The organism is Methanobrevibacter filiformis (assembly GCF_001639265.1).
GTDB lineage: Archaea > Methanobacteriota > Methanobacteria > Methanobacteriales > Methanobacteriaceae > Methanacia > Methanacia filiformis.
On record NZ_LWMT01000258.1, the window covers coordinates 1 to 14,437 of the forward strand.

The window sequence follows — 14,437 nt, forward strand, 5'->3', positions numbered from 1 at the left end:
AAAACACATTTAAAAAGTTTAAAACTAAAACACAAAAAATAGACCAAAAAACTAAAACAAAAACTAAAAAACATCTAAAACCATATCCAACAATCATAAACCTTTATTTTAATTATGGATAAACTCCTTAAGAGATCACAAAATTTTATAAAAAGAGAGGATGATTTAATTAGAGATAATTTTGGCACTATTTTAGAAATTCACGAACAAGATGAAAATGATATTAAGATTATTTCTGAAGATGCTTATATTGTTGATAGGAAAATACCAAAAGAAATCGAGGAATATTTCTTTTTTGATGGTGCATTACTTGGAAAATATTTTCAGGATACTTCCTCATTAAAAATAAAAAACACAATATTTGAAATTTCACAATTAAACTTAATAGAGAATATGGAAAAAAATTTTGATACTTTAATAAAGAACTATAATAATAGACTAAAAAAAATCGCCCCTAAATTAGGCATAGCTAGTGAAAAAATAACTCATTATGAGGATAAAATCAATGAAAAAGAAAAAGAATTAGATGACTCTAAAATAAAAGTTAAAGATGCAGATGAGCAAATTAAAAAAATTGAAAATGAGCTCATTGATAAAAATTATAAAGATATAACTGAATCAGTTAAAGAACGTAAAAAAATTGAAAAACAATTGGGTACTTTAAAGTCTAACATAACACTACTTAAAGCCAGTAGAAATAAATTAATACTTGATACTTATCCTGTATTATTGTCTTATGATATTCTATTGAGCTTTTTAGAAAAAATTGAAGATTCAAGAAGAAAACATTTTATTCCTCCAGAATATACAAAAAATTTTATTAAAGATCTTTTAGAGGAGAAAAGATGTATTTGTGGTGTAAGCTTAGAAACTAATGAAAATTCAAGAACTGAACTAGAAAAAATATTAAATCAAACTCCAGATATTACTGATAAGGCGGGTGATATTTCAAGAGCAAGTGCAAAGGTTGAAAATTTAATTTCAGAAATTAGATCTTTTAAAAGTGAACTTAAAGAGATAAAATTGAAACTTCGTAATAATGAAAAAGAATATGATGAAAAACTTGAAAGAGACCGAAATATTGCTACTATGCTACGATCAAACCCTGAAGAAGACATTAAAAACTTAACTATTATGAGAGATGATTATTTAAATATTCGTCAACAGTTTAACCGAAAAATAGGTTCATTAGAAAATGAAATACTTCATATAAAAAATGATAAAAAAGAGTGGGAGCAGCAAAAAAATAAAGAAGCTAAATGGACTATTGAAGCAGAAACATTAGAGAATAAAATCAATTTTATCAAAAATTCAAAAAAAATTATTAAAGAAATGAGTACTGAACTATCAAGTGAGATACATGACAAAATTCAAAAATTAACTAAGGAAAAATTTATTAAAATAATATGGAAAGAGGATGAATTTATTAATATAGAGATTAACAAAAATTATGAGATAGCTATAGTAAACAAATTGGGGGAACATGAAAGTCCAGGTGATCTTTCAGATGGAGAAAAATTGTGTTTAGGTTTATGTTTCATGTCGGCATTACATAATATCTCTGGTTTTGATTTACCTATAATTATGGATACTCCTTTAGGAAATTTAGATAAAGATATTAGACAAAACATTGCAAGATTTTTACCTGATTTTATTGGAGAAAAACAATGTGTTCTTTTAGTTACAGGAACTGAATATACTGATGATTTTAGAGATATCATTTGTGATAATGTGGGTAAAGAATATTTAATTAAATGGGAAAATTCTGATGAAGGAAAAGAATCAAAGGTGATCTTAAATGGCTGAGGGGCGAAGAATTTACTTTGATGATGAGGATGAAGAAAAATATAACAAATTAAAAACTGTTAAAATTTTCGAAAAAAACAAAACTAACATTGATTTATTTTCTTTAGCTCTCATTATTGGATTGAAGAGTGGTATCCGAACTCCTTTAGGAGATAGTGCACGAGGTAGAGTTCGTGAGTCTACAATAAATTCATCGATCACTAAGTATCTTATGATGGCTATAGCTGTTGAAGAACAGGGTATTAATGTGCTTGCAAACGAGGATGATTACTTTAAAATATCTGAAGAGTATGCAAAAACTGGAATCGGGCTTTTAGAATCTAAATATGTATCAGAAGGCTCTAATCTTTTAGATTCAATGGAAATGGAATTAGTTGAATTTTATGATAACAAAAAAATTGATCAAGAGGAGTAATATTAAACATGCTCTTCTTGTAGAACCTAATTTTCCAATAGCAAAGAAGAGTAGGAATCATCATGATTTCTTACCAATCGGTTTGTTGAAAATATCTTCTTATTTAAAATCTTTAGATATTAATGTAAAGCTCATTCGTTATGATGAAGATTTAGTTAATGAAACTAAAGATTTTAAACCTGATGTTGTTTTTGTAACATCATTATTCACATATTGGTCTAATTTTGTTAAAGAAGCTGTTGAATCCTGCAAGAAAAATTTTAATGTTCCTGTGATTGTTGGAGGAATATATGCTTCTTTAATGACTGAACACTGTAAAGAATTTACTGGATGTGACTATGTTTATTCTGGTGTTTTTGAAGAAGCCGAGAACTTAATTCCAGATTATGATTTAGTGGATGTTGATTATCAAATTATTCACACAACTAGGGGTTGTATCCGCAAGTGTGATGCTTGTGGTGTTTATGAAATAGAACCAAAATTTCTTTCTAAAAAATCAATAAAAAAAGAAATAGTTAAAAAGAAAATAGTATTTTATGACAATAATTTGTTAGCAAACAGATTTATTGAAAATATTTTGAATGAATTAAGAGAACTTAAAATTGAGAAAAAAATTAGCTATTGTGAATCTCAATCTGGTTTTGATGGTAGGGTTCTTATTAAAAAACCTTATTTAGGGAAATTATTAAAAGAAGCAGGGTTTAAAAATCCTAAAATAGCGTGGGATGGTTCAATAGATGAAAAAGAAGATATTGAAAATCAAATTAATATTTTAGTTGAAAGTGGATTTAAACCAAGTGAAATTTCTGTTTTTGTTTTATATAATTTTGAAATTCCTTATGATGAAATGGAAGCTAAAAGGGTTGAAGCTTGGAAATATGGGGTTCAAATTTCGGACTGTAGATTTAGACCTTTAGATAGTACTTTTGATAATTATAACTCTCATAAACGAGAGGGTCAATCAATTAAGGATTATTATATCCATCCTAAATGGAGTGATGGAGAAATTAGATTGTTTAGGAGAAATATACGTTCACATAATATTTGTGTAAGATTAGGTACAAAATATTACTCTCCTTCAGCTGAAAGAAAAAGAATTCCTATAGTTTTGGCTAAAAAATTTAGGGATGTAGATTATACAACTGCTAAAAAGTATATTAAAGATGCTTGGGATCCTGCAATTTGCCATAAAAATCCTCTAACTCGGTAGATTAAGTGATTATATGAATGAAAAGAATAAGCTTGATGAACTAAAAAGGCTCTTGAAGTATTCTAAATCTGATAATTCGCCTGATTACGATGTTATATATGAAAATGGTCAATATTTCATTGAAGAACATTTAAAAGAACAGGATGATTTTAAAGAAATAACTCCTATGGAATCAAATACTAAAATTATTAATCATAAAAATAAAAGTAATGATTTAGTTAATTCACATAATTTCAATGAAAATAATAGTCAGGGGAATATAATTGATAATTTGAATGGTTGGAAGAAAACTGTTTTTGAAAAGATAATTGAATTTGATAATGATATTTTTTGCTTAGATGATTTATATGAATATATTCCTGAATTTCAAGAAATATATTATACTAATCGAAATATTAAATCAAAGATACGCCAAACAGCTCAACAATTGAGGGATTTAGGTCTAATCGAATTTGTGGGTAAGGGGATATATGAACGAACATTTTATACTAACTATAAAATTAAAGAATCTTCTCAATTCATTCTTGGCATGGAAAATATTGTCATGCATAATGATTCATCTAAAAAATTACAACATCTTTGTAATATTTCTTCAAATATTGATTCTGATAATAGTTCTATCACTGAATTAAAAGAAGAACAATCTAATAATAATTCTTTAAATAATGAAAAACAAAAGTTTAATGGGACTGGAAAGGATACAATTGTTGAATTTAATAATAATGATTCAGAAAAGGATAAGGATAGCAATTTTCAAGTTTTAAATGAATTTTCTAAATGGTTCTTGGAATTTTCTCCTGCAAGCTATAAGTTATGGTTTAAAAATAATTTAGAAAATAAAATTAAAGAAATTGAAAAAAATTATATTACTTCTTTTGACAAATCATTATTTATAATTGATTTAAATAATATTCCTAATAAAATTAAAAGCATTGAAACAAATTTAAAAAGTAGGAGGGGAGTAAATAATATCTCTTTTGAAGTATATAACATTTTAAATAATGGAATTCCTAAAGGAGTGATAGATTATTATGTTATATTTTTAGCAAAGCTTAAAAAAAGTTTAAAAGAAAAATCTAATTCTTTAAATGCTATAAAATTTATGGAGTTTAATAAATCTTCAAATGAGACTAATATTGAAAATGGTGAACGTGATGATGATGAATATTTTTATTTGTAGTTTAATAAATCTTTAAAATGAAACTAATATTGAAAAGGCAGATCCTGACAAGGAAATTGATGAAAAATTTTAAATAATCCTATTGAATAGTAATATAAATATTCCTAAATGTCTTAAAAAACCTAAATCTAAGTTTAATCAATCAAATAATTCAAACACAAATTTAACTCATACTATAAGTCATAATAATTCAAAAATTATTAATAATAGTTACAAAGGTAGAAAACCAACCTCTTTTAGTTTCAAAGGTGAAGCATTTCATGTTAAATCGTGGGATGACATACTTATTAAATTAATTGGAATTTCGTATAAGAAATGTAACATTGCTTTTAATGGCGTGTTTGATTTGAAAGGGAGAAAAAGACCTTATTTTAGTTATAATTACAGATTATAAGTCACACTTTTTAAGTAATGTACTATATAACATTATTAGTTTTTCATATAGATTAATAAATGAATCTGACCGCTCTAAATATGATTTAGAAATTTTTAGATAAAGTGATAAAGATTTACTTCAAAATGAAAATATTGAATTAATTAATCGTGATAAGAGCTTAAAAGAAGATTATAACTGTATAATATATTCTAAAAGTTTTGTGACATATGTATTTTAAACAGATTAATTTAAATTATAAAACATACATAAATATTTAATAGTGTTTAATTAAAGTTAATAGTTATCTAATTAAATAGCTATTTAGTCATTATGCTTATAATTTATTAAATATTTAAGAGGTACTTTTTATGTCTAATTTCAATGAATATCAAGATAAAGTTGTTCTTGTAACTGGTGGTGCAGGTTGTGTAGGTAGTAATTTATCTAGAGAAATAGCTAAACTTGATGCAGAAAAGGTTATAATACTTGACAATTTATCTTCGGCTTATGAATGGAATATTCCTGATTTAGATAATATTGAATTCATTAAAGGTGATATTCTTGATGATGCTGTTTTAAAAAGAGTGTTTAAGGAAAAGCCAACTAAAGTTTTCCATTTAGCAGCACATTTTGCAAACCAAAACAGTGTAGATAATCCTGAAAAAGATTTAATGGTTAATGGTATAGGTATTTTAAAAGTTCTTCAATATGCTCAATTAACTGGAGTAGAAAGATTTGTTTACTCTTCTTCAGGTTGTGGTGTTTATGGACTTGACTCAAAAATGCCATTTGAAGAACATGATATTTCTATTTCTCTCCATACTCCATATCAAGTAACTAAACTTCTTGGAGAACTTTATACTAATTATTTTAACAATTTATATGATCTTCCAATTGTTAATGCAAGATTTTTCAATGTTTTTGGTCCAGGAGAAGTTCCAGGGAAATATCGGAATGTTATTCCGAATTTTTTCTATTGGTCAATGACAAAACAAGCATTACCTATTACAGGAGATGGTAGTGAAACAAGAGACTGGACATTTGTTGGTGATATTGTTAATGGACTTTTAGCTATGGGTGTTGAAGAAAAAGCTATTGGTGAGGCTATTAATTTAGGTTCAAGTAAAGATCATAAAGTTATTGACATGGCAAATAAAGTAAATGCTTTAACTGGTAATGATGAAGGAATTGCTTACATTGCAAGAAGAAATTGGGATGCTAAAACAAAATTATTATCTTCAATAGAAAAAGCAAAAGACATTCTTGGATACAAACCAACAGTAACTTTCGATGAAGGATTAGAAAAAACTTATCAGTGGTTTAGTAAAAATTGGGATACTATTGAAGAAAGTGCTGAATTTTAGGAATATTACTTATTTTTCCTTATTTTTCTAATTAAATAGATTTAATTTTATGTATAAGGAATCAGATTATGAAAATATTAGTTGTTCAAGAATCGGACTGGCTAGAACGGAATCCTCATCAACAACATCATTTAATGGATAGGATGAGTTTAAGGGGACATGAAGTTAGGGTTATTGATTATCCTATTGATTGGAGAAATGATGAATCAAAAGGAGTAGTTTTTAATAGAGAAATTCATGATAATGTTTTTAAAATTAATGAAAATGCAAATATTCGAGTTATAAGACCAAGTTTTCTGAAAATTCCTGTTCTTAACTATATGTCATTGTTCTTCACCCATAGAAAAGAAATTAAAAAGCAAATAAAGGAATTTAAACCAGATATAATCATATCTTTAGGAATAATGAATGCATACATAGCTTCAAAATATGCTAAAAAGCATAATGTTCCTTATGTTTATTACCTGATTGATCTTATATACAATTTAATACCAGAAAAAACATTGCAATTCTTTGGTAAAATAGCTATCAAATCAACAATTGAAGATTGTGATATGATAATAAGTATAAATCAAAAACTAAAAGAATTATCAATTGAACTTGGATCAAATGAGAAAGATAATGTTGTAATTGATGCTGGGATTGATTTTAATAGTTTTAATCCAGATTTAGATGATTCAAAAATAAGGTCTGAACTTAATATTGATGAAGAAGATACAGTTCTTTTCTTTATGGGATGGATTTATAATTTTGCAGGAATGAAAGAATTAGCTATTGAATTAGGTAAAAATAAGGATAAATTTAAAGGTATGAAAATTGTTATCGTTGGAGATGGGGATGCCTATGATGATATGGTTCAAATAAAGAAAGATTATAATTTAGCTGATCAATTAATCCTTACAGGCAAACAACCATATGTAAAAATCCCTGAATATCTTGCTATGGCTGATTTTTGCTTACTTCCAGCTTATATTGATGAAGAGATCATGCAAGACATAGTTCCAATAAAACTATATGAATATCTTGCAATGGAAAAGGTTGTAATAGCTACAAAATTACCTGGAATATATAAAGAATTTGGTAGTAATAATGGAATTGAATATGTAAATGAAGCAAAAGAAGTTTTAGAACTTGCTAAAAATATAATTGATAATAAAACATATTCTAAAATAGCTAAATCTGGAAGAAATTTTGTTAAAAATAATGATTGGGATAAAATAACTGATAAATTTGAAAATACTTTAAAAAAATTAATTAAAAACTATAATAAATAGCTATTTAAACATTGTTTATAAGACTGTGTAAAGAATTCACATGATGAGTATACTTTTATTTGATAATTTTAGAACATATTTTGTTGTAGTTTAGTATATTCATTAGTATTTTTCCTGCTTTGTTCGTTTTATCTATGATTTTTTTGTTCCATATATATGTTTTTATTGTTAGGTAGTCTTTGAGTCCTTCTACTGATTTGTATAGTCGTTTCATTCTTTTTGGTATGTTAGCTCCAAAGAAATTTTCCATTGCATTGTTAGTTGATGCTAATTTTTCGTTTTGAAGGTGTCCCATAACTTCATAGAATACTGGTTCGAGATTGTTTAGGAATTTCTGTAATTGGGGATGGAATTTGTCTATTTCATTTAGTATTTGTTTAAGTCGTTTCTTTGCTCTTTCATAATTTTTAGATTGTAACATGTCTTGGATTTCAGTTCCATGATCATTTATTAAACATGCGTCCTTGTATTTAAGTTCTTTATTTTTCACGAGTTTATCAACTGTTTCATTTAAGTTTTTTAGGTAGTGAAATAAGCATAGGTTGTGTTGGAATCCTAATCTTTCACAGATTCCTCTATAAACTTTCTTGTTATCGGTTGTTAATGAGTTTCTTGGTTGATTCATAGTGGCTTGGTCGATAAAATTCTCGATGTTCAGTTTGCTTAATTTATCAACTACATCGAATGCAATTAGTAGTTTGGAGGTAACATCGATAATAGCTAATATGTAATATTTTTTCCCGTTTATATGTACATGTTGTTCGTCGTAGCCATAGTCTCCAGAAAATTGCAGATTATTCATTTCTTCTTTTAATTTTTTGGCATATTCTCTTATATGGTTTTTAACTGTTTGGTGTGATGGGTGAGTGTTTTCTAGTAGTTTCATGAGTTCTCCAATTGCTCTTAAGGAGTTGTGTTCAATTCCTTCCATTAAAGCAAATGAATGAGTAATATTTACTTCATAGCAATGGTATTTCGCCACATGCTCACTTTTAGCTACATGTGTTGCTCCACAGTCTGGACAAATGTATTGTTTAGCATAAACACCACTTAATTTATTGATTTTAATTTTAACTTTACCATTCCAACTATACTGAGGTTTACTCTTACATTCACTACAATGAGTGTTCTCATTATCCACATAAATACAAATAAGATCAGGATTATAATATTTTTTCAAATCCAAATATATACTAATAGGTAAACAAATATCCAGATACAAAACATTATCCATTATCTTAAATGGAGCCATATTACTAGAATCATAATCATGGTTATGTTTAAATATTTTAGAAAATATATTACTGACTGGTGAGGTGTATTTTGTTATCGTCATAAAAACATATTACCTCACCATTAAATATATGTTTTATTCTCAATTATTTTAATCAAAATTCACAAAAAACATTATAAAATTGTGCGAAAGATTAGTATTACTAATTAAAAATTAAATAATAATCACAACTACTTATCATGTGAATTCTTTACACAGTCGTTTATGATTAAGCCTATTTTTTTTTAAATTGAATGATATTCTATTTCCAAAAATTAAACTGTAACTTTATATATCATTTTAAACATATATTATATTACATAAATTTAATTAATATTAATATATTTTATGTATTTATGTTAATATGAGGGATGAATAATGAAAGAAAATGTATTTTATGGAAAGGGAATAGGTTCAATAAAAAGTGATTATCCTGAATTATTTAATGCAATAACTGTATTGAATGAGGCAGTTTTCACTGGAAAAGCTTTAGATTATAAAACTCAAAAACTAATCGCTGTAGCTATTGCAGTTTCAAATTCAGATGATAGGGCGATAGAAAAACAATTCAAAAGTGCAATTAAAGAGGTTGGAGCAACAAAAGATGAGCTACTGGATGTTTTAAGGGTAGTACTTTTAACTTCTGGAATGCCTCCATTTATGAAAGCAGTGAGCATATTAAACAAGGCTTTTGAATAATTCTATTCTTTATTAAATATTACTAAACATTATTAAAGTATTAAAGTATTAAATTATTAAATTATTAAAGTATTAAATTATTAAATTATTAAATTATTAAATTATTAAGGAGATTATCCATAATTAAAATAAAGGTTTATGATTGTTGGATATGGTTTTAGATGTTTTTTAGTTTTTGTTTTAGTTTTTTGGTCTATTTTTTGTGTTTTAGTTTTAAACTTTTTTAATCTGTTTTTTATGATTTGAGGATTTTATTTGATTGTTTTTCTTTTGATTTGTTTTTTTCTGTTGTTTTTTTCTATTTTTGGTCTAGTGTTTGGGTGATTTTAGTGTAAGGATGTTTGAATTCCTTTTTTCTCTCTAATTTTTTGAAGTGAAAGCTTGATAGTATGTGCTTCTTTTCATGTTATAACTTTTTTTAATGAAAAAGTATATAGTATTATTAAGAAAATTATGAATATTGTTTAATTAATTACTAATGTTTTAGTATTAAGTTTTTAACAATGTTTTGTATTTTAATAATTTATTATTTTTAATTATTTTTTTTTAGGAGGTTTGAAAAAAATGGCTGTTGAATCTATTGAGGATTTAGGTATAACTATTGAAAAGTTAAAGAAATTTGGGAGAGAATCTCGTGATTTTATAACTATATTGTCTTCATTTGATAATAAGTGTGTTCAGGATTTAATCAATGAATTAAATGGGGAATTTAAATCTGAAAAAGGAAGAAAAGCTATTTCACGTTTATTACTTTTAGGAGCGATTACTTACGGAATCTTAGTTGATGAATATAGAACAGATAAAATAGCTAGTTTATGCAAAACAGATATAATATTAAAAACATTTCTAAATGGTAAAACACCATCATCCACAACATTAAGCAGATTTTTATCAAACAGCAACTCCATTACCATCAAAAAAATATTTCTACACACATTACTCGTTTTAAATGACCAATATATCCTAAAATTTCTCCATATTTTCATTGACGGTACTGACGCATTAATTAAAGGATCTAAACACTACACCATCACACGTGATGAATTAAAAGCTTTAAAACTAATGAAAAAATGGAATTTACTGCACAATAAAAGTAAAAATTCAATCCGAAGAATTAAAAAAGAACTAAAAATCAAAGAACAAGAATATAAAAAAGACCAAGACATTTTAGAAAGCATACAGACCATTAAAAAAAGAATCATAATTTACAACAAAAATATGTCCCAACGCATAAATGAATTTGAAGACCGATTTAAGGAAATAGATAATGATTATATTAGTATTACATTTCCTGAAGCCGTTATGATGCCTACAAAGAAAGGAAATTTCGATTTTGCCTTCAATTTACAAGAAATAGTCACAGAAAGCAAAATAATCATTGGAGGACTATTACTAGACAAACCCAACGATAATTTAGTTTTAAAAGAAGTACTGGACGAATTACGGGAAAATTTCACTTTACTACTAGAAATGATTAAAGGAATATGGTGAAAGGAAAAATTACAAAGAAATAGAACAAATACTCACCAAAGCAATTTACATTTTAGATTCAGGATATTACTCTAACGAAAACCTAGAAACAGCAGATAAAAATGACATAAATGCACTCATAATGCCCAAAGGAATCTCAAAACAACTTAATGACATTTACAGAGTGAACAATGAACTTAAAAAAACCTCTCCGCATTGAAAAATTAGAAAAAATAACTAAAAAACATTTTAAAAAAGGAAATAACAAAATCACATGTTTAAATGGTGAAATATTACCCTTAAAGAACATTAAAGAGATAAACAGCAAATATAACCGTCAACATAACTCTAATCCCAAATACATGGAAAAATCATATAATTACTATTGCTTATCCTATCCATCATGCCCATTTAAGGAAAAATGTTCGTGTGGTGATGGTGTAACTCCTATAAACTACAGAATCACCACACTTAAACATGAAATGATTAATAAAATGACTCAAAAACGCTATTTAACTATTTATGCTGAAAGATTCCAAACTGAAGGCATAAATGGTTATCTTAAGCGCAGTAATGGTGTCTTAATGCTTTTAGGCTCCAATAAAGTAGCTGCAACTAATGAAATAAACATCAGAAATGCAATATACAATACAATACGAACAAGAAATCTAAAAGACACAATATACTAGAAAAAACATAAATAAACATAGTATAAAACCATACATGTCTAAATAATTATCCCTTAGTCAGTATGCCATTTATCAAAACATGATTCATACAAAAGCACTAACTTATTAATACAAATTTCATAATAAATGCACAAAAACTTAATAAAAAAAGTTTATTAAAGTCATTAATGCATGAAATCATATTTCAACACAAAGATTATTAAACTTTACTAAAAAACAATCAACAAAGATAAATCACTTAAAACCAAATAAACTAAACAATAATCATTATTTTAACTTAATATTACTTCATCATCACAATATAAACCAATAAATATCAATTAACTAATCAATGAATTATGGAAGATCTCCATAGAATTATAATAAATAATATTATAAAAATAAACATGAATATTTAATAAAATTCTATTTTAATTAATATTAACAGATATTTACTAAAAATAGTTATTTTTAAACATTTAATTTTTATTATCCTTTAAACTATTATAACTATTTTAAACATTTATTTTTTATAAAAAATATGTATTAATGACTTACAAATATTTTAATTTATTTTAATTAGATATCTATTTTTACAAAAAATAATCATTGCACAGCCTATTATGCATTTTCTGGATGATTATTCTTTGATTAATTTACATCCTATTTCATTACATTTAAATAATGGCTCCTTTAATTATATTTTTATTTTTGTACTGTCTTCCATATTCTTGTGTTTCTATTTGATCTAAATTCATTTATCATATAGTTAATTGAACTTTTACTACTTTGAACTCAATTATTATTACATGATCATTTCTTCTATTATTAAGTCTGTGTTTGTAGCTATGTACTTCACATTTACATGGATTTGCAGTGTATAAATAACATGAATAGAATAACGTGAATGAATATTGTTCACTATTTCCCTTAATTCATTAGTATTATTGAGATATTGATATCTTTATTATCTACATATTAACTTCATATATTAATGCGTACCTGTTATCTTATCAAGATGAGGTATTCTGTTTAAAATAGCTAATAATCCCCATGAGAGTATTAAAATACCTATAAAAATAAGTGGAACCCATATTATTGCAGTTCTATGTGTAAATTTTATACCAGACATTAAAAAGAGTCTGAGAAACAATATATGAACTAAAAAAATACCATAGGAATATTTACTTAATGAAAATGTTAATGCTCCTACTAATCCATTTTTAAGAAAATTAAAAACTTTATTACTAAAGAACTTTTTCTTATTAAATCCTTTAAACATTAAAAAGATGCTAGCTGTTTGTAATACTAGAACCAAGTTGTATCGTCCTAAAATAGCAAAATCATCAATCTTTAGAGAATTATTATATGTAAGTATAGCCATGGCAACTGTTGAAATAATAAACATAGCTGTCCATAATAATGGATTATCAAGAATCTTATTATCTTTATTTGCTAAATAATACCCTAAAATTACATAACCTATTGGTCCTGCGAAATAGCTCAAATCTAATGAAAAGTAAGGCAATTTAAATGTTGCGAATATACAAGTTACAATCCAAATAACCAAAAAATATTCAACTTCTTTTAAAGAAGAATTTTTAATCCATTTATTTATAACTGGCATGAATAAATAAACACTCAAAATTAACCAAACAAACCAAAAATGACCTAAGTATCCTCCAACACCTAAAAACATCTTACCTACAAATGCCACACCTGCAATCACTGAATTAAAATCAAAGAATTTCTTTTGGATGAAAAATGCAAATAAGACATAAATTATTCCCCAAAATATAAAAGGTGATATTATACGTGCTAATCTCTTTTTAAAAAACTCTTTAATTTTATATTCTCTATTAAGTAATAAAACCCCAGAAAGTGCTAAAAATATAGGCACAGCAAAACGAGCAATATTAAAAAATGCATCAGAAACTATCCAATTAAAATTAGATATATCAAGAACACCTAAAAAAGATTGAGAAACATGTATAATTATAACACCAATAATAGCTAAGACTCTTAATTGATCTAAATAAAAAATTCTCCCAACATTTTCAAACTTCAATTTATTAGAAATAAAATTTATCAAATCATCCCCCAAAATGTTACTAAATTCACTTAAATATTTGACTGTAATAAAAAATTACTGAATATTGAGAATTATATATTAATTTACTTAATTTCAGTTCCATCATGAATTTTAATTAATTTTTTACATTATATATTTTAAAACCTTAGATAAATATCATTATTTCATTAGTAATTCAAGATATAACTAAAATATTCATTTAAAATTGTATTTCAGTTAATTTCTAATGAAAATAACCTGTTTAGCATATATTTATGAACATATAGTATGTCCCAAAAGCTTTGTAACATATGTAGTAAATTTAAATGTTTAGAAATATCATCTGAAAAACCTTTAAATTCAATTTAAAGTATTTTACATCATATTTTTCATGAGAATTAAAATGATTATAAGTCACATTTTTGAGCAATGTACTATACTAAAAATTTTATAAAATACTAATATAATCTAGTATATGTATATATATATATATATATATATATAGGCTATGTCAAAAACTTCATGGTTGAGATAATTTTTCCTCTTTCTTGCTCCCATTTTATTCTTTGAAGATCTAAATAGGTTGTTATTCCTTGTTCTGTCTTGTATATTTTTTTCAGGTGTCTTGGTA

The 14,437-nt window shown here is 25.6% G+C and carries 12 protein-coding genes; 10 read left to right on the forward strand and 2 right to left on the reverse strand.

Annotation, left to right across the window (positions count from 1 at the left end; all coding sequences use genetic code 11):
* Positions 1–114 precede the first annotated feature (114 nt).
* The 7 genes from MBFIL_RS07935 to MBFIL_RS07965 all read left to right on the forward strand — a co-directional run bounded on the left by MBFIL_RS07935 (position 115) and on the right by MBFIL_RS07965 (position 7,625).
* Positions 115–1,806, forward strand: a complete 1,692-nt coding sequence (locus tag MBFIL_RS07935) for a hypothetical protein (protein WP_066973322.1) — start codon at positions 115–117, stop codon at positions 1,804–1,806.
* A complete protein-coding gene (locus MBFIL_RS07940; protein WP_066973323.1) occupies positions 1,799–2,221 on the forward strand; it encodes a hypothetical protein in 423 nt (140 codons plus the stop codon). The genes MBFIL_RS07935 and MBFIL_RS07940 overlap by 8 nt, the downstream gene beginning before the upstream one ends.
* Positions 2,190–3,431, forward strand: coding sequence for a cobalamin-dependent protein (locus MBFIL_RS07945; protein ID WP_066973325.1), 1,242 nt, complete (start codon positions 2,190–2,192; stop codon positions 3,429–3,431). Before MBFIL_RS07940 ends, MBFIL_RS07945 begins: the two co-directional genes overlap by 32 nt.
* Before the next feature lie 13 nt (positions 3,432–3,444).
* Positions 3,445–4,611: a hypothetical protein gene (locus MBFIL_RS07950; protein WP_066973327.1), complete on the forward strand. Its 1,167-nt coding sequence runs from the start codon at positions 3,445–3,447 to the stop codon at positions 4,609–4,611.
* 82 nt (positions 4,612–4,693) lie between these two features.
* Positions 4,694–5,005 carry a hypothetical protein gene (locus MBFIL_RS07955; RefSeq protein ID WP_066973329.1) on the forward strand — a complete coding sequence of 104 codons (312 nt, stop codon included), beginning with the start codon at positions 4,694–4,696 and terminating at the stop codon, positions 5,003–5,005.
* A 350-nt stretch (positions 5,006–5,355) separates the two neighbouring features.
* Complete coding sequence (locus tag MBFIL_RS07960) at positions 5,356–6,351, forward strand: NAD-dependent epimerase/dehydratase family protein (protein WP_066973331.1); 996 nt, start codon at positions 5,356–5,358, stop codon at positions 6,349–6,351.
* A gap of 68 nt (positions 6,352–6,419) precedes the next feature.
* A complete protein-coding gene (locus MBFIL_RS07965) occupies positions 6,420–7,625 on the forward strand; it encodes a glycosyltransferase (protein ID WP_066973333.1) in 1,206 nt (401 codons plus the stop codon).
* Between the two features lie 55 nt (positions 7,626–7,680).
* On the opposite strand, the gene MBFIL_RS07970 is transcribed toward MBFIL_RS07965, so the two are convergent.
* Entirely contained in the window at positions 7,681–8,961 is a 1,281-nt protein-coding gene (locus MBFIL_RS07970) for a hypothetical protein (RefSeq protein ID WP_066973334.1), read from the reverse strand.
* Between the two features lie 315 nt (positions 8,962–9,276).
* Here MBFIL_RS07970 and MBFIL_RS07975 point away from each other — a divergent pair, with 315 nt between their 5' ends.
* From MBFIL_RS07975 to MBFIL_RS07985, 3 genes are all read left to right on the forward strand, one after another.
* On the forward strand, positions 9,277–9,597 hold the full coding sequence (locus MBFIL_RS07975) for a carboxymuconolactone decarboxylase family protein (RefSeq protein ID WP_066973336.1): 321 nt from the start codon (positions 9,277–9,279) through the stop codon (positions 9,595–9,597).
* Positions 9,598–10,161: 564 nt separating this feature from the next.
* The gene (locus tag MBFIL_RS07980) at positions 10,162–11,088 is read left to right on the forward strand and encodes a transposase (RefSeq protein ID WP_066973338.1); all 927 of its coding nucleotides are present in this window, start codon (positions 10,162–10,164) and stop codon (positions 11,086–11,088) included.
* Positions 11,089–11,258: 170 nt separating this feature from the next.
* Positions 11,259–11,756 carry a transposase gene (locus MBFIL_RS07985; RefSeq protein ID WP_066973340.1) on the forward strand — a complete coding sequence of 166 codons (498 nt, stop codon included), beginning with the start codon at positions 11,259–11,261 and terminating at the stop codon, positions 11,754–11,756.
* A 970-nt stretch (positions 11,757–12,726) separates the two neighbouring features.
* Here the strand turns inward: MBFIL_RS07985 and MBFIL_RS07990 are convergent.
* On the reverse strand, positions 12,727–13,827 hold the full coding sequence (locus MBFIL_RS07990; RefSeq protein ID WP_066973342.1) for an acyltransferase: 1,101 nt from the start codon (positions 13,825–13,827) through the stop codon (positions 12,727–12,729).
* Between the last annotated feature and the right edge of the window lie 610 nt (positions 13,828–14,437).

Excerpts from the sequence above, each read along its gene's own strand:
- MBFIL_RS07940 (WP_066973323.1), top strand. The coding sequence starts at position 1,799 with ATGGCTGAGGGGCGAAGAATTTACTTTGATGATGAGGATGAAGAAAAA.
- MBFIL_RS07965 (WP_066973333.1), top strand. The coding sequence starts at position 6,420 with ATGAAAATATTAGTTGTTCAAGAATCGGACTGGCTAGAACGGAATCCT.
- MBFIL_RS07980 (WP_066973338.1), top strand. The coding sequence starts at position 10,162 with ATGGCTGTTGAATCTATTGAGGATTTAGGTATAACTATTGAAAAGTTA.
- MBFIL_RS07970 (WP_066973334.1), bottom strand. The coding sequence starts at position 8,961 with ATGACGATAACAAAATACACCTCACCAGTCAGTAATATATTTTCTAAA.
- MBFIL_RS07985 (WP_066973340.1), top strand. The coding sequence starts at position 11,259 with ATGAACTTAAAAAAACCTCTCCGCATTGAAAAATTAGAAAAAATAACT.
- MBFIL_RS07960 (WP_066973331.1), top strand. The coding sequence starts at position 5,356 with ATGTCTAATTTCAATGAATATCAAGATAAAGTTGTTCTTGTAACTGGT.
- MBFIL_RS07975 (WP_066973336.1), top strand. The coding sequence starts at position 9,277 with ATGAAAGAAAATGTATTTTATGGAAAGGGAATAGGTTCAATAAAAAGT.
- MBFIL_RS07950 (WP_066973327.1), top strand. The coding sequence starts at position 3,445 with ATGAATGAAAAGAATAAGCTTGATGAACTAAAAAGGCTCTTGAAGTAT.
- MBFIL_RS07945 (WP_066973325.1), top strand. The coding sequence starts at position 2,190 with ATGATAACAAAAAAATTGATCAAGAGGAGTAATATTAAACATGCTCTT.
- MBFIL_RS07935 (WP_066973322.1), top strand. The coding sequence starts at position 115 with ATGGATAAACTCCTTAAGAGATCACAAAATTTTATAAAAAGAGAGGAT.